At 67.8% G+C, this 15847-nt stretch carries 15 protein-coding genes and 1 pseudogene; 12 read left to right on the top strand and 4 right to left on the bottom strand.

Going from position 1 to position 15847, the window contains the following annotated elements:
• Positions 1–1295: 1295 nt before the first annotated feature.
• The 3 genes and pseudogenes from ACIF8T_RS39880 to ACIF8T_RS39870 form a co-directional block, all read left to right on the top strand.
• Positions 1296–1448 (top strand): annotated as a pseudogene (locus tag ACIF8T_RS39880) (DUF6415 family natural product biosynthesis protein); the annotation flags it as partial.
• A gap of 50 nt (positions 1449–1498) precedes the next feature.
• Positions 1499–1624 carry a hypothetical protein gene (locus ACIF8T_RS39875; RefSeq protein ID WP_400042319.1) on the top strand — a complete coding sequence of 42 codons (126 nt, stop codon included), beginning with the start codon at positions 1499–1501 and terminating at the stop codon, positions 1622–1624.
• Positions 1625–1801: 177 nt separating this feature from the next.
• Entirely contained in the window at positions 1802–4387 is a 2586-nt protein-coding gene (locus tag ACIF8T_RS39870; RefSeq protein ID WP_400042317.1) for a DUF262 domain-containing protein, read from the top strand.
• On the opposite strand, the gene ACIF8T_RS39865 is transcribed toward ACIF8T_RS39870, so the two are convergent.
• From ACIF8T_RS39865 to ACIF8T_RS39855, 3 genes are all read right to left on the bottom strand, one after another.
• On the bottom strand, positions 4332–4745 hold the full coding sequence (locus ACIF8T_RS39865; protein WP_400042315.1) for an ATP-binding protein: 414 nt from the start codon (positions 4743–4745) through the stop codon (positions 4332–4334). The genes ACIF8T_RS39870 and ACIF8T_RS39865 overlap by 56 nt on opposite strands.
• Positions 4746–5140: 395 nt before the next feature.
• Positions 5141–5692: a GNAT family N-acetyltransferase gene (locus tag ACIF8T_RS39860; RefSeq protein ID WP_400042313.1), complete on the bottom strand. Its 552-nt coding sequence runs from the start codon at positions 5690–5692 to the stop codon at positions 5141–5143.
• Between the two features lie 10 nt (positions 5693–5702).
• Positions 5703–7034: a hypothetical protein gene (locus tag ACIF8T_RS39855; RefSeq protein ID WP_400042312.1), complete on the bottom strand. Its 1332-nt coding sequence runs from the start codon at positions 7032–7034 to the stop codon at positions 5703–5705.
• A gap of 252 nt (positions 7035–7286) precedes the next feature.
• Between ACIF8T_RS39855 and ACIF8T_RS39850 the strand changes: the two genes are divergently transcribed.
• From ACIF8T_RS39850 to ACIF8T_RS39820, 7 genes are all read left to right on the top strand, one after another.
• Positions 7287–7760: an ATP-binding protein gene (locus ACIF8T_RS39850; RefSeq protein ID WP_400042310.1), complete on the top strand. Its 474-nt coding sequence runs from the start codon at positions 7287–7289 to the stop codon at positions 7758–7760.
• Between the two features lie 74 nt (positions 7761–7834).
• On the top strand, positions 7835–8176 hold the full coding sequence (locus ACIF8T_RS39845) for a DUF6415 family natural product biosynthesis protein (protein ID WP_400042309.1): 342 nt from the start codon (positions 7835–7837) through the stop codon (positions 8174–8176).
• A gap of 173 nt (positions 8177–8349) precedes the next feature.
• Entirely contained in the window at positions 8350–8706 is a 357-nt protein-coding gene (locus tag ACIF8T_RS39840; RefSeq protein ID WP_400042307.1) for a hypothetical protein, read from the top strand.
• A gap of 44 nt (positions 8707–8750) precedes the next feature.
• A complete protein-coding gene (locus ACIF8T_RS39835) occupies positions 8751–9533 on the top strand; it encodes a hypothetical protein (RefSeq protein WP_400042305.1) in 783 nt (260 codons plus the stop codon).
• A gap of 394 nt (positions 9534–9927) precedes the next feature.
• The gene (locus ACIF8T_RS39830; RefSeq protein ID WP_400042303.1) at positions 9928–10899 is read left to right on the top strand and encodes an ATP-grasp domain-containing protein; all 972 of its coding nucleotides are present in this window, start codon (positions 9928–9930) and stop codon (positions 10897–10899) included.
• A 15-nt stretch (positions 10900–10914) separates the two neighbouring features.
• Positions 10915–11535, top strand: coding sequence for a C39 family peptidase (locus ACIF8T_RS39825; protein WP_400042301.1), 621 nt, complete (start codon positions 10915–10917; stop codon positions 11533–11535).
• Positions 11528–11899 carry a glutamate ligase domain-containing protein gene (locus ACIF8T_RS39820; RefSeq protein ID WP_400042299.1) on the top strand — a complete coding sequence of 124 codons (372 nt, stop codon included), beginning with the start codon at positions 11528–11530 and terminating at the stop codon, positions 11897–11899. Before ACIF8T_RS39825 ends, ACIF8T_RS39820 begins: the two co-directional genes overlap by 8 nt.
• A 219-nt stretch (positions 11900–12118) precedes the next feature.
• Here ACIF8T_RS39820 and ACIF8T_RS39815 read toward each other — a convergent pair whose 3' ends face one another.
• Entirely contained in the window at positions 12119–12478 is a 360-nt protein-coding gene (locus ACIF8T_RS39815; RefSeq protein WP_400042298.1) for a hypothetical protein, read from the bottom strand.
• 279 nt (positions 12479–12757) lie between these two features.
• Between ACIF8T_RS39815 and ACIF8T_RS39810 the strand changes: the two genes are divergently transcribed.
• Both ACIF8T_RS39810 and ACIF8T_RS39805 read left to right on the top strand, forming a co-directional pair.
• Complete coding sequence (locus tag ACIF8T_RS39810; protein ID WP_400042296.1) at positions 12758–14071, top strand: hypothetical protein; 1314 nt, start codon at positions 12758–12760, stop codon at positions 14069–14071.
• Positions 14072–14221: 150 nt separating this feature from the next.
• On the top strand, positions 14222–15757 hold the full coding sequence (locus ACIF8T_RS39805) for a gamma-glutamyltransferase (RefSeq protein ID WP_400042294.1): 1536 nt from the start codon (positions 14222–14224) through the stop codon (positions 15755–15757).
• Positions 15758–15847 lie beyond the last annotated feature (90 nt).

Raw genomic sequence — 15847 nt, 5'->3', positions numbered from 1 at the left:
ACCGGCGACGCTGCCACTGCGCAGGTCCGGCTTGCGCAGTCGCTGGGACCGGATGTCGAGCTGCCCGATCGGGTCGTCGATGCGTACGATGCGCATGCGCGGCTGGAGTCGGTGACCGCGGTGCGCAGTGCGCAGCACGGATCCGGCCGGTGGTGGGTGACGGTGGCTGCGCAGTACCGGCATCCCGGGGCGGCGAGCAGCTCCTGCGCGACCTGCCAGTACTGGTCCACGGCGAAGATCGTAATCGACGCGAGGGTGCGAGCGACCAGGAATATTGGACAGCGGAAGAGGCAGGTTGACCATGCTCGAGACGGACGACGGTGTGTGCTCACCTGTCCGACCGGCACATCAAGCCGTACTGGTCACGATCCAGTGCCAAGAATTGCCATTGACTGTGGACTCGAACTCGCCAACTACCGACCAGCCGGTCATCCATCCTCCTCCGCCATGATTCTTTGCCCGGCAGGAGCAGGTACACAAAGGTCTTTGGGCGCTCTTGCAGCTCTCAGTGCACTTCTCACGAGGGTTGTACTCACGTCCTACCAAGATCATCTTGTGTCGTTGCATCAATGTGTTCGCGACGGTCAAGAAGTGTTGGCTGTTTACCGTCCAGCACTCCATTCCCGCGTTCCAGCTGGACGTCACATTGCGTTGCGTCAGATCCTGCACCCGGTATGCCTGCGCTGTCTTCGAGTATCCGGGAATCCACACACCGAGCCATCCAGAAGCGGGAAGCAGCACCGAAGCCAGGCATCCGCCTTCCCACTGTGGCAGCCACTCCGGAGCCGGCATGGCGTCGGAAGTGACAGCGGAGCGGTGCGGCGAGTTGCCGTGTGCGGCAAGTCGCGCCGGTACCAACCTTAATCGCGTGCTGCTCTGTCTGACCGGGTGAGCCTTTATGGCACTTGTGGCGACGATGTCCGCCACGCGGCCCGTCAGCAGACCGGAGGAGACACACGCATGCCCACCGTAGGGCTCACTGCTATGGGGCTCGACACTTCCATCTTCGGCGATCTTGACGATCTGACAACAGTCCTGGCAAACCGGTGTTTCAGTCATACGGGACACCCTTTCAGTTTGACTCCCGGGATGCCATATCTGCGATCAAGGGCCTACTTGACGGAGTCGAGCGCGGCCCGCGCCAGCTGCCCCTACAGCAGACACGCCTGTCCAGCGCGACGTCGTTACTACTTCGGCTTTCCCTGCTTCATCGGCAACGACACGGACGTCCACACCTGGACCAAGTTGCGGAAGCCACCCCACACCTCGAAACGGCATAGCGAGACGCGGCCGCAGCACAGCTCATCGCGCAGGCTCGGGCACTGAGCGACCAGGACGTCCCCGGTGACCACCAGGCGGCCGTCTGGCACCTACGCCGGATGGCCTGGACCGTCAACGAGCTCTTTGACCAGCTCGTCGCGAAGAAGTGCCAGAAGATAGCGGCATGAACCCGCACAGTACGCCCGCCCACCAAGACCAACCTCCCGGAGAATTCCCGATGACCATCGAGACCCGGCCGCTGTCGCCGGCGGGCCGTGACCACGTCACGGCCAGTTCGCTCATCGTCCAGAGCTTCAGAACGCAACGCTCTGGGGCCAGTGGGATCTGCGGCATCGTCGACTGAACCACAACTCGGCCTCGCTCCCGTCGATGTCGACGCAGGGCGCATGTGTCGAGTCGGTCCACGGCTGCGGTGCGACCGGGATCCCCTGGCTCCGTGCTTCATGGGGCTTTCTCGGTACGAAGATCGGTTGTTCCTGGTGTAATCGGCAGCGGACGATCGAGGATCAAGGGGGCCATCATGCAGGCCAAGGAGACGTTGTTCGCCGATCTGGTGCAGGGCCGGGCGCAGCAGTTCCAGGTTCCGCTCTACCAGCGGACGTACTCGTGGACCGAGAAGCACCTCAAGCAGTTGTGGAGCGACATCCTGGAACAGGCCGAGCTGCTTGAGTCGGAGGAGGAGAGGGCGAGCACGCACTTCCTCGGTTCGGTGGTGCTGGCGCCGTCGCCGCAGAACGAGGCGACGTTCCCCCGCTGGCTTGTTGTTGACGGCCAGCAGCGGCTGACGACGCTGTCTTTGGCCTTGGCCGCCATCCGCGATCATGTCGCGGACGCCGAGCCGGATGAGGCCGAGCGTATCAACGAGGAATACCTGATCAACAAGCGGAAGAGCGGCAACGACCACCTGCGCCTGCTGCCGACGCAGGCGGACCGGCCGCAGTTCGCCGCCCATATCCGCGGTTCCCTCTCTGCTCAAGACACCGGCAGCGGCGTCGCCACCGCTTACGCCTTCTTCCGTAAGAAGCTCATCGAGGCGGGTGATCCTGCGGCTCCGCAGGACGTGTTCCGCATCGAGCAGGCGATCACTCCCCGGCTCACGCTGGTGGCGGTGACCGCCGAGCGCGGCGACAACGTGCACCGCATCTTCGAGTCGCTCAACAACACCGGTCTCAAGCTGAGCCAGGCCGATCTGCTGCGCAACTATCTCTTCATGCGGCTTCCGACGCGCGGCGAGCACGTCTATGAGACCTACTGGCTCCCCCTGCAGGACAGTCTGAGCAACGACGAGCTGGAACAGCTCATGTGGCTGCAGCTGGTGCTCGACGGGGACGACCGGGTCCGCCGCCAGGACCTGTACGCGGCCCAGCAGAAGCGCTTCGAGGAGAGGAAGACCGGCGAGGCGGAGATCGAGGCGTACATCCAGGAATTACACCGTCGCGGTGCCCACTTCCGCCAGCTGCTGCACCCCGAGGAAGAACCCGACCCCGCGGTCCGGGCCGCGCTCCGTCGCTTGGACGCATGGCAGGCGGCCGTCACCTACCCCGCCCTGATGCTGCTGTTCGACCGGCGCGAGCGCGGGGAACTCGACTCCGCCGAGACCGCCCGCGCCCTCGCCTACATCGAGAGCTTCCTCGTCCGCCGGATGATCTGCCGGGTCCCGACCAACAACCTCAACCGGATCTTCCAGGCCGTGCCCGGACAGCTCCCGCTGGACGTGCCCGTCACCGAAGGGCTGCACCGGCTCCTCTCCTCCGAGAACCGCTTCTGGCCCGACGACGCCGAACTGCGCGAGAAGATCAGGACCGCGCCGTTCTACCAGTACGGTCGGTGGCAGCAGCGCAAACTGGTGCTGCAACGGCTGGAAGAAAGCTACGGGCATCCCGAGCCTGTCGACTTCGCCGCCGCGCAGCTCACTGTCGAGCACGTCATGCCGCAGTCGCCCGGCGACGAGTGGCTGCGCATACTGGGCGAGGAGGCTGACGAGGGCGAGACCGCGGAGGAGCTGCACGCCCGGTTCCAGCACACCCTCGGCAACCTGACGCTCACCGCGCTCAACGCGGAGCTGTCCAACCATCCCTTCGAGCGCAAGCAGGATCTGCTGCGGGGCAGCCACCTGGAGATGAACCGCCGCATCGCCGCCACTGAGCGTTGGGGCGTGCGCGAGATCCTGGCTCGTGCCGACGAACTCGCCGATCGCGCCATCGCGCTGTGGCCAGCCCCGCTGCGCGGAGTCGGCCGCGCGGAACGCAACCGCGACTGGCAGCTCGCCCACCAGGTCCTTGCCGCGCTCCCCCACGGCACCTGGACCTCCTACGGCGACCTCGCCGCGTTCCTCGGCTCCGGGGCCCAGGCTGTGGGCAACCACCTGGCCAACACTCCCGGAGTGGTCAACGCCTACCGTGTCCTCACCTCCGAGGGCAAGGTCTCCGACGGTTTCCGGTGGGCGACGCCCCAGGAAGCGGGAAGCGACGACGTCCGCGCCCGGCTGACCGCCGACGGCGTCCGCTTCACGGCCACCGGGGCCGCTGACCCGGCCCAGCGGCTCACCGCCGACGACCTCGCCGCGCTGCTCGCCGGCACGGACGACGACCGAACGGACGGCGAGGACACCGCTCAGGACGGAACCGCGGAAACGCCAGGCGAGGAGACCCGCGCCGAACGATTTTTCCGCCAGCTCGCCGCGGACGACTCCCCCGAGACGGTCGAAGCGGTCCGCGCACTCTTCACCCACTGGGAGGCGCTGGGAGGCTGGATCGGCCACGGCGCGGGACACGTCACCACAAGTGCGTACCTCATGCTCGGCGAGGCGGGCAGCCCCGGGCGCGGCATCTGGCCGATGACGCTCTACCCCGGCACCGGACGCGGTGGCACGGCGGAGGTGGTGTTCCAGTATCTCGCCTCGCGGGAGCCGTTCACCGACCGCGCGCTGCGTGCCGAACTCCTCACTCGCCTCAACGTCCTGGACGGTGTCGACATCCCGGAGGGCAAGCTGGAGCTGCGCCCCAACATCCGGCTGTCCCTGCTGGAGAAGGAACGCAACCGGGAACTGCTCACCGAGACACTGACGTGGTTCCGGGACCGTTGGGAGAGCCGAGGCATGTCCTGAGCAGTGCCCGTCGGGTGCGCTCCGCCTGCACCGTCTTGCTGCCTGGTGGGTACGGCTCGCAGCGCCAGGCGTCCGCGAGCGAGGCGACCAGGAGCAGGCCCCGTCCGGACTCGCCGTCGGCATCGGTGGCCGGGGTCGGTACGGGCTGGTGCCTGTCCCGCGCGTCGGTGATGTCGATCCGCAGGGTGGCAGGGACCAGGGTGAGAGCAAGGTGCGCGTTCCTGGCTTTCACCCTGCCATGTAGGACCGCGTTCGCGGTTAGTCCAGTGATGAGGAGGGAGGCCGCGGCCGCGCTGTCGTCGTCGGCGGCCTCCGGCCCGCAGCGCTGTGCCGCCAGCCAGCACTCGGCGACGTCCAAGACGGACCGGCAAGCCAAGGACGCAACGGAGTTCATCGCCGACCGCGACGACATCCGGCTCGTCGCCCGCACCCGGGCCTGGTTCGCGGTGCCCATGGAGTTCGATGCCGACTCCCCGGTTCAGCCGGTGTTCCGGGCCCTGACGGTCATGGGCCGCCTCGCGAACTGGAGACTCGCCACTCGGCACGGTGAGCGTATGGAGGGCGGCGCGGTCAACGAACGCGTGCAGCCCCTCGCCGGCTGGGTCGGCATCCCCTACGTCGGCGGGAAGAAGGTGCGGGCGCACAGTCTGCGGGTGGCCCCACCTCGCCCCGCAGGACGACCCGCTGTCCAAGGTGCCGCTCGGCGGCTTCGGCGGCACCGCCTGACTCGGAGACCGCCCGCTGCGCAGCCGCTCAGCGGGCGGCGTCCCACTCCCGATCGAGGATGGCGTGCACCACGGAGTCACGCCACTTCCCGGCCTTCAGCACGTGCTCACGGATCGTTCCCTCTTCGACCATGCCCGCGGCCTCCATGGTCCGGGCAGAAGCCGTGTTAAGGGGTGACCGTGCGCCCCAGACGCGGTGAAGGTTCAAGCCGTCGAACGCGGCATCGAGTAGCAACTTCACCGTCTCCAGGCCGTATCCCACACCCCAGGAAGCGGGGCGTAGCGCGAAGCCCATCGTGGCTCCGCGCTGCTGGTGGGGGTCGATGGCCAGACGACCGAATCCGATCAGTTCAGCCGTCTCCTGCTCGATGACCGCGAGGGCGTACTCAGTCCGGGGCGTTGCGGTGGCTGCGGCGATGGACCGCGTCACAATCTGCTCGACCTGATCGCGGGTGCGTGGATCGAAGCTCAGGTGTTCCGTCGCTTTGGCGCTGCCGTAGATGGCGAGCAATGCATCCACGTCGTCCGAAACGAGTTCTCGCAGTTCAAGACGCGCACTGGAACGTTCTACCGGGTACATGCGCCGGACTTTACCGGTGGGACAGAGCGGGCCGGCTGGCCGGGAACGTCTCGATCTCCGCGCACAGATCCCTCGCGATGACGGCCTCCCGCGCGGGGCTGCTTATCAACGCGTGCCGGACGCGCATCGCCGACATGACGATGCCGTTGTTGCGGTGCGAGGTAGGCAGGTCGAGCACCGGCCGGATGGCTGCGGCAGCACCGTCCAGGTCCCCGCCGAAGAGCCGGATGAGCGCCAGGTCGCACTGGGCCCCTGCGAGATCTCCGAACGCCCAGTTCGGGGCGCTGGGGTCGCTGAATCCCTGCACGGCCTGCTCTGCCTGCTCGGCGAGCCGTGCACCGCTGTGGCCAAGGAGGGTTTCGGCTTCCACTGTGTAATAGAGCTGTTTCTCCGGGGCGTAGGTGAACAACCCACCGAGGGCATCCAGGTCGTCGTGGACGACGTGTTCCCGCCGGTCGGCGGCCTGCTGATTGGCGGCGCGCACCGTCTCCTCGTCGCCGAGCGCTGCGGCGGCACGCGCCTGGAGACCGAGAAGCCACAGACCGACGGTGCCGCGCTGGCGCTCCGTCGCCACTGCGCCCTGACTGGCGTAGTGGTACGCGTCCGTGGGCTTGTCCGCCCAGTAGGCGATGAGTGACTTGAGGCCGTCGGTGAGCGCGATCAGCCCGGCGTGCTCAGCGTCTCGGGCGCAGGCAGCCGCGACACGGGTCATGGTCAGGGCCTGGTGGGGGACCTCCATGTCGTTGAAGCCCTTGGCCACCATGAACGACAACACGGCACCCTTGACGTTCAGGTCACGCAGCTGCGACGGCCGGACCCTTCCGCCCTCCAGCAGGCGGAAGACCTGTTCCTGGGTCTCCAGCAGGTCGTCCCAGATCATCGAAAGGGGTTCCCGCGGATACGCGGCGACGAGCCGCTGCACCTCGTCATCGAGCAGACCGAGCGTGTCTTCACCGACTCGCTCGCGGTCGGTCCCCAGGAGGAAATCTTTTGCGCGTTGCACAGCCATTGCGCCCGTCCTTTTCATGTCGTCCAAGCCCACATCAGAGCCGGTGCAGGGTGTAGTTGGTGAGGCGCCCGTGAGTGGGACAAACCCGGGCGTTGTGCCGTCGGGCGTCTCCATCCATAACGTCTCGATGCTGTACCCCAGCATCTCGACAATGACCGGCCGGAAGACCCGTTGCGGCTTCCGGCCCTCGTAGATCCATCCCTCGATGGTCTTGGGTGCCGGTTCGTCCGCGTTCTGGAGCCCTAGCCGTGCGGCGGCCTCCCTGTACTTCGACAGGAAGTCATCAGGGTGACGGATACCGCTGGCTTCACAGGTGTGCCGGAAGAACAACACGGCCTCTCCTATCCCTCTACCGAGCGCTTCACTGTCCGACGGTAGAACATCGCCTTTGGCAAGTTGCCCTATGTAGAGGCTACTTAGCGGTTCCGAGGTAGGGCCGAGGAACTTCCGAGGAAGTGCGTCAGCTTCGCGTCAGATTCCGAGGTCACTTTGGGGGTAGAGCCGTCCAGGGCTGGTTGCCACGCTCATAGCAACTCGCTCAGAGTTCCCAGGCGTGCACAATCGCGAACTAGGGAGTTCCTTCCTATGCCCCCCAGAGTCGCCGAACCCATCAGCGTGTTAGAAGCGCCCCCACCCGCAGCCGCGGGGCTCGCACGCCCCTCTTTTGGGATGGCTGTCCGATCGGAACCGTCAAGCGTGCAGGTTGTGCGACGCGTCATCCGGGCATGGATTCGCTGTCACTGCCGGCTGCCCGGTGACCAGGCGGACATCTTACTGGTCGTGATGTCGGAACTGTGCACGAACGCAGTACAGCACGGAGGCGGTGACGCGTTCGATGTGCGGGGTTGGATGCCTACGGCGGGCGTACTGCGCCTCGAAGTCGACGACAAGACGCCCTCGGCATCCCCAGCCCCGGGTAGCCCTGAAGCCGATACGGAAAGCGGACGAGGCCTCCTCCTGGTGGACATCCTCGTCAAGGAACTGGGCGGCAAGTGGGGCTTCAGCGAAGACGGCGCATGCGCCTGGTGCGCTCTCCCTCTGCCCGGGGCCGTCCGGTGACAGCCACCACACAGCCCTGGGCCTGTCCTGTGACAGCTCGGATCCCTCCCCTGGACAGCGGCACACTGCACGCAATGCTGGAGAAGCTCCGGGACTGGCAGCCGTTCGACGGTGGCGCCCTCCTGGACGACGTCGCCGCCGCTCTGGACGACGTCCCCCCGGCCAAAGAAGACACCGAAGAACTCGCCGAGCGGCTTCGCGGCCACCTTATGCAGTTGGTGAACATTGCCGTTGCTGGCGAAGCCGAGCAGGACACCGCGGCGGCGCAGCTCATCGAGCAAGCCCGCATGCTGCGCGCCGACGACGTCCCCGGCGACCACCGGAAGGCCGTCGGGCACCTGCGCCGGATGGGTTGGACCGCCAGCGAACTCCTCGAACAGCTCGTCGCAATGAAGCATCTGAAGGAGGCGGCATGAGCCTGCGCGGGACGTCCGCCCGCCAAGATCAACCTTCTGGAGAGTCCCCGCTACCCGTCGAGTCCCGGCCCCTGGTGCCAGCGACCCGTGACCGTGTCACGGCGGGTACGTTCCTCGTTCACAGCTTCAGAACGCAGCTCCCTGGCGATTCAAGGGCGCTGCACTTGTCCCGCATGTGGATCCGGCGCGTCGTCACTGTCCTGGGCTGGAACGGTGACGTCCTGCGGGCGGTTGAGGTCGCCGCGCGGCTGGTGGACAACGGGGTGCGGCACGGAACGCCCGACGGCCTGGCGCTGTCCGAGCGGCAGCTCTCCTTGAGCGCTGCGCTCGAGGCGGCCGGCGCCCTGGTCATCGACGTCGCCGACCTGAACCCGGCCTTCGCCGACTTCGAGGCCGCGGTGCGCGGGGAGAAGGGGCGTGGTCTGTGGCAGGTGGCCCACCTCGGCGCCCAGGTCGTCCGGTTCCTACCGCACGAAGGCACCGGCAAGACCGTCCGCGCCGTACTCGCCCCGGGCCCGCGGGATCTGTGACGCCGCCCTTTGTACCTCGATCTCCTGTACCTGAGAAGGACAACGTGCGCAGCTACACGACGACACCACCCGTCTACGACCGGTCCGACCCGAACCAGAGCGGGCCCCTAGTGGTCAACTACGACCTGGACCAGCTCAAGCTGGGTGAGAACTGGCGGGTGACGGGCCACAGGGACGGCGCCGCGGTCCACGACCGGGATCTCACGCCGGGCAACGGCTGGTGCAAGGCGGTGTACGCGCCGGAATGCACCTGGCCGCTGGGTGCGCACCTGTGCGTGCTGGTCCAGTGGCATCCGGACCGCCGAACCATCTCGGACTGGGATGCGCGCCTGGACGCCGTTGCGACTGGTCTGCGGTCGCGGGGCTACATCGTGGAGCGAGCGGGCCGGCCGGCCGATCCGAACCGGGATACACGGGCCAGCCTGCTCGTCTACCGGATGGAGCAGGGCAAGACTGCGCCCCAGCGTCCTGCTGACGCGTGGGCACACGTGCCGCCTCCGCGCACGTACCGCTGGCAGGAACGCACACCACTGGACGACCTCAAGTCCCTGGTTCGGCAGACCAGGGCCAACCGGAACGGCTCGCATCTTGTGGTCTGGGACATCGACACCGCCCTGTGGCCTGCGGAAGCGTCCTTCTGCGCACTTCTGCGCTGGCTGCCGGCCCGGGACACCTTCAACGGCACCATCCACGACATGCTCTGTGAAGTCGTCCCGCTCGTGCAGGAGGCTGGCTACCAGACTCGGCTGCAAGAGAGCCCCGTCCCCGACGCCGTGGGGCAGTTCGATCTGCTCGTCTACCGAGAACCCGACTCGCCCGCTACCTGATCTCTGCCCGGCGGCCCGGACGTCCTCCTCGGCCTGGGCCGCCGGGCAGGCACAACTCCCCGGCGCGAGGGGACGAGAGTCACCCGTTTCCCCTCACGGCAGACCGCCCCCTCGCGCCGGGGCACCAAGCAGCCGCCCAGCGGACCCGCAATGCCACGCCCGATTCGCTGGGCGGCCAGGGCCGCGGCACCGGCGCCCCCGCACGCTTCCCCTGGCGTGAAGCCGGAGCCGCGGCCCTACCCACTGGTCGAGCACCCGCAGAAGAGGAGACCCGTTCCCAGACGCCCCGCACGTGTGCGCGGGGCGGACTCGGCGCGGCGGCCCGCAACTGCCAGGAAGCAGCCGCCGCGCCGAAAACACCACCGCTGCCATCTCGTATGCGAAGGAGAATCGCGTGATAACTACGACGGTGCCGGACATCGACACCTTACGGATCGGTGTCCTGTGCGGAGGAGACTCCCCCGAACGGCCGGGGTCAATCGCCTCGGGTGAGCACGCCTCCAAGGCCCTCGCCGACGCGGGGCTCACCACCGACCTGATCGACATTGCCGACACGCCGCTGTCCGCGCTGCCGGGCCGGATCGACGTGGCCCTGCTCGGCCTGCACGGGCTCCACGGGGAGGACGGCAAGGTTCAGGGAGCCCTGGAAGTCGCCGGCCTGCCCTACACCGGCTCCGGTGTCCTGGCATCCGCGCTGGGCATGCACAAGCCCACCTTCAAGAACCTGCTCACCCACGACAGGGTCGACACCCCGCGCTGGGTCGTCATCCGGCCCGAGGTCTCGATCGAATCGACGCTGTCCGTCGTCCGGCACACCCTCGGCTACCCGGTGTTCGTCAAGCCGTCCTCCGGCGGAGGCAGCCTCGCTGCGGGCATCGCCCACGACGAGGCCGCCCTTCGGCGGATGATCGAGGCCACGAACTGCGACCCGTACTCCGAGTACATGGTTGAGGAGTACGTTCAGGGCATCCCGTGCACCGTCGGTCTCATCGAGGTCGACGGGCGCCTGGTCACCCTGCCCGTCCACGACGTGGAGTCGAAGAACGAGTTCTACGACTACGAGGCCAAGCACAACCCGGACCTGCGCATCGAGCACTGCCCGTCCATCCTGCCGGCACCGACCACCGAGACGATGAAGTACGTCGCCCGGCGGGTGTTCGCGATGATCGGCGCGCACGGCGTGCTCCGGGTCGACTTCATGGCGGCGGCCAACGGCCGCGTCACCGTGCTCGAATGCAACACGCTGCCCGGCCTGTCCCAGCGAGGGAATCTCGCCACGATGGCCAAGGCAGGCGGCATCTCGTACCCCGCCCTGATGAAACACCTCGTCAGGACCGCGTTCACCAAACCCGCCTACCTGCCGTAGGCAAGACTGGGGCGCATGAGCGTCCCAACCACCCGACACCCTGTCCCCTACTACTCGCAGTGGGAATCGCGGGACCTGGTGCCCGAGTTCATTACCGGCCGGCTCGATGCGGCTGATGACCCGCTGTGGCAGAAGTCCGGCGCCGACACCCCGCAGGAGTACGCGTTCTGGGCGCCACGCATGTGCGGCGTCGCGTGCCTGCGGATGGCGCTGGACTTCTGGGGGCACCCCGTGCCGCCCTCCGTACCGCTCGTGCGCGAACTGTGCGAGGCCGGCGCCTACGTCCGCGACGGGGACACGGTGAAGGGCCTGATCTACCAGCCGTATACCGAGTACGTGACGGCCCGATGGGGACTGGAAGCCCGGTCGGCCCCCGACCTGCCCGCCGCACGCGTCCCCGAGATCCTCGGCAGCGGGCACCTGGCGCTGCTGTCCGTGCACAAGACGGTCCGTACGCCCGAAGTCGATCCGCCGAGCAAGGGCGGGCACCTGGTGCTCGCCGTCGGCGCCAGCGAGGAGAGCTTGATGCTGCACAACCCGTCCGGGCTGCCCGGCGCATCCCAGGAGTTCGCACCGGTCCCCTGGGCGCGCTTCGCCCACTTCTACGCGGGCCGGGGCGTGATCCTCGGTGCTTGAGCAGGCCGACGAGGAACTGCCGGAGAAGGGGCCGGGCAGCCGGCGGATTGCCGTGCTCGGCGAGATGCTGGAGCTGGGGGAGGAAGCACCGAAGGCCCACTGGGGCGTCGGTCAGGAGGCGGGCAAGCTCGGCGTCGACCTCGTCATCGCGGTCGGCCAGGATCTGGCCAAGCAACTCGCGCTCGGCGCCGCCGCCGCTGGCGTGGACGCCGCCATCGTCGCCGACAACCAGACCGCCACGGACCTGCTGGAAAAGATCCTGCAACCCGGTGACGTCGTGATCATCAAGGGATCACGAGGCGGTATGCGGTGGCAGATCGCCCAAGCCCTGACGGGCCAGGAGGTCACCGGCATCCTCAGCTGAGCGGCCCGCGCTGGCCGCTCCCGGGCCCGGCATGATGGACGGGGTGTAACGCCTGAAGCGTTCACTCCGTCCACAGGGCATCAAGACGTTGACGTTGGAGTCGCCGCGCACAGCCGCGTTTCCGGCCGTCCGGGCGCCACCGCACGCGGTGGTCTCCACCTGACGCTGGGCGGTAAATTTTTGCCACACTGCTTGCACACCGGCCGCCGCGCCTCCCGCTCAGCGGCCAGGCGCCGCTTCTCCTCCGCGTCGGCGCGGGCGACCTGGACCGTCGAGGAGCGCGTCGTTCACCTCCCAGCCCAGCCCGCGCAGGGCGTCGACGGCGCCGCGCGCGTCGCCGAGTCGCAAGGCGGACAGGTCCATACCCGTGATGTTGCCGACACCGCCGCGTGCAGCTCGGATGGCCACCACCACCGCGACAAGCTGAGCCTCGGGACCGGGCAGGTCGAGTGATGCCACGTAGCTCAACAGACTGCGAGCCGCCTCACCTTGTTGAGTCGTCAAGAGGAACGGCAACTGCTGAGGCTCTCCGATCGAGCCGGAGCGGACCTCGCTGAAGCTGGATTCGGTTTTCGGCACGACAGACTCAACGCTGGACGAAGACCGACGTAACTGCGTATGGCACGACCGGAGTATTCCGCTTGTCCACCACTTTGCAGGAACTGCGGTCACGGCACGAGCTGCAGGAACCTCGGCCCGCCGCGGGTGGCGGCTGATGTGAGTGGCGTGGATATGGTCGGTGTCGCAGCCTTCCCCCTATTTCGCCTCGCTCTCACGGAGTCACCTGAAGGGAAAGGGGTGGCCAACTAGAGGTTCGGAGGTGCAAGCTGATCCGTTTCCCATCGTGAGGAGAAGTACATGGAGATCCGGCCGCTTGAGGAGCTGCGCGCTGCGGACGATCTGTCGCTGGCGTTCAACCCCTACGGGCTCGGCGGCCGTATGAGGCCCGAAGACGCCACGGAGTTCCAGCAGCGGCAGATCGCCGACTGCGACTTGGCGGAGGGCGTCGCGGCAGGAACACGCGACTCCTTCGAGCGGCTGCGCACCGTCTTCGCCTACGGCGTGCTGTGTTACGACGTGTACACCGTGGTCGGCGACCAGGCGCTCCTGATCTACGAGCAGGCGTTGCGCGACCGCTTTATGGAGTGGTGCTCCGGCACCATCACCTTCCGTCTCCCTCAGGCCCCGGACGTCTCCTACACCGTCACGTCGTACGACGACGTCAAGAAGCGCGCGGATAGGATGACGCGGCAACGCGCGAAGCTGGTCGTCGACACCCACGCCATCGAGTTCAACGGGATGCTGCACGGGCTCCGCCTGTGGGCGCATACGGCGGGTCTGCTCCGCGGACGGCGCAGCCGAGCGGTCGAAGACGCGCTGGCCAAGCTGCGTAACTACGTTGCGCATCCCTCCGGCCACCACGTCGATACTCCTGTCGGGGCGGCCCGAACGGTGCGGGATCTGGCGGAGCTGATCAACCAGCTGTGGGGGCAGGCCACCCCCGATGGGCGCCTGTACCCGGCGCCTCTGCACCGGGAGATCACCGTGCTGAGCTGGAACGGTTCCGGGCAGGCACGGATGGAACCCGCCGGCGCGCTCACCGCCCCCGACCCCATGGAAGATCACGAGAGCGACGAGTACCAGTACGTCGTGGTGCGGGCCATCCCTTTCATTCCGGGCAGTCGTTGGAATGACGCTCGCTGGGCGGAGTTCGACACCCGCTACGAGACCACACAGTTCCCGACGGATTACCTGTGGGGGCCGGGCACCCGCGAGGAGGCCCGTGCGTGGCTGGAGCAGGAGCGCCCCGAGGGGGACGGCGTCGACTTCACCGACCGGGTGTTCCTCGTCCAGGACCGCGGGCGCCTGCTGCCGCCGATGCGGCCGGAGGTAGCGGCCGGGCTGCCCGAGGACGAACGGGTCGGGGTCTGGCATGCCGTGCGGGCCGACTTTCCTGACGACGCCTTCGCGCATGTCCGAGGCTCCGGGGATCGCAGCGCCGGTCACGCCCGCCGCCCCGGAGACTGTCCTGCCTGCTCTGCTGAGGTCCTTGGCGCCGGCACCTACGACGAAGCCCTTCGTGCTGCTGCCGCCGCTCTGGGACCGATCCAGGCGGTGCACCTGCCCTCCGTCCGGCTCCCCTCGTCGATCTTCTGGCCCGACCGACCGTGAGCAGTAGAACGTGAGTAGAGGGGTAGCAGGCCAACAACACCCGTCGCCATGAATCATGTCCCGACTGCGCCATGGCCTCAAGAGCCATGCAGAGCGGCAGCCCGCCGCCCGGCCCCCGGGAGGGCCCGAGACCGTGCCAGGGTTATCCCCATGGACCCCATGATCCCCGCACACGTCGCCGACGAGCCGCCGCTCACCTACGCCGACAGCTTCGACATACCGGTCCTTTTTCGTAATGGGCCCGCCGACAAGCCCAAAAGGCAGTGGCGGACAGCCGAGCACAAGGCGTGGACCGGGTCGGACGGGTTCCCGGCAGCGGATGGCTGGTACGCCCCGACCACCACCTGGCGCGAGATCATCAAGGCCGCCACCGAGGTCGGCCGCGACGTCACCCCGCACCTGCAGAACCAGCCGCGGTACGCGCACGGGGAACTCGTCGCCCGGGTCGCCCCGCTGTACGCCTACCTCGGCGCGCACCCCGTCGAGCCCCGGCACCGCGTAGCGGGCGCCAAGGGCCGGCGCCTGACCCTGAACCCGGTCTACGCGCACGGCACCGAGCGCACGGCGAAGAACGCCGCTGCCTACCGGCTGGGCATGACGATGACCGAGTGGGCCTGCCGTTCGCTGCTCGGTCTCGGACAGACCGAACACCTCGAACTCGGCGGCCCAATCCCCGCCCTGAGCGAAACCTTCAAGGACCCGAAGAAGAAGCTGCCCGACCTGTGGGGACGGCACGAGACGGAGGAGATGTACTGGCTTATCGAGGCCAAGGGCGGCAACGTCGGTGTCGACGTACTCCGCATGGGGTGGGCACAACTGGCGGCCGGCAGCAAGATCCTCGGCTCGTACGCGCACCGCACCGTGCTGGTCGGCGCCTCCGTACGGCCTGGAGACGACCTCTTCCTCACCATCGACCACGACCTACACCCCGGCCAGCCGCCGCTCATCCCAAGCGGATCCAACACCGACAACCAGGCAGCGGCGGGTCCGGGGAACCTCGAAGACCGTCTCGGCGACAGCGACGACGCGCTCATCGGCGCGGCCCGCGCCCAGATGCTCGCTTACCTGGCGCTGCGGTCCGCTCCCGCCTCTCAGCTGCGCACGGTGCCTGTGCCGGCCGACCGCGCTTCGCGTCGCCGGCGCTCCGGTCTGACCACTCCCCTGGAAGACGACACCCTCACACTTGCCATGCGGGCCGACGCCCGCGGAGCGGCTCTTCACGGTGAGGAGCACAACCTGCGTGCCGGGATCCGATCCATGGGGCTCGACGACTTCCTCATCTGTCGCATCCCCGGTACCGAGGTCCACCTCGGCATGTCCCGGAAGCTGTTCGCCGCCTGCGAGCGCCTCCACGAGGAAGATTTCGCCATCGCCCGGCGTACCCCGGGGCTGCGCGCCGAGGACCAACTGGCCGACGACTCGAGGCTCAGCGAGGATGCTCAGGAAGAGCAGCAACTCACCCGGCGGCGGATCTTCCGCGAGCAGCAGGAGGAAGCCCGTCCCCGGCTGCGCTCCTTGCTCCGTGAAGCGTACGAGCGGGGTGCGACGAGCGACTGGAGCGACCTGCTGCGCCGTCCCGAGGAACCGAAGCTTGATCTGGAGGGTGACGAGGGTCTTCTCGAAGCAGCGACGCCGGAGACGTACCTGGCCGTCAGTCGCTACGACGTACCCCCGATCCACGCCTAGTGCCGTGAGTCGGAGATTCTCTGGCAGTAGGCGGCGACCTTGTCGAGGATCTCGTCGGCGGTCTTCGTCCAGTCGAAGGGCCGGGGGTTG

Origin of the sequence: Streptomyces sp. NPDC085946, from assembly GCF_044540485.1 — a bacterium.
Lineage (GTDB): Bacteria > Actinomycetota > Actinomycetes > Streptomycetales > Streptomycetaceae > Streptomyces.
This window is presented reverse-complemented; position numbering and strand designations above follow the sequence as displayed.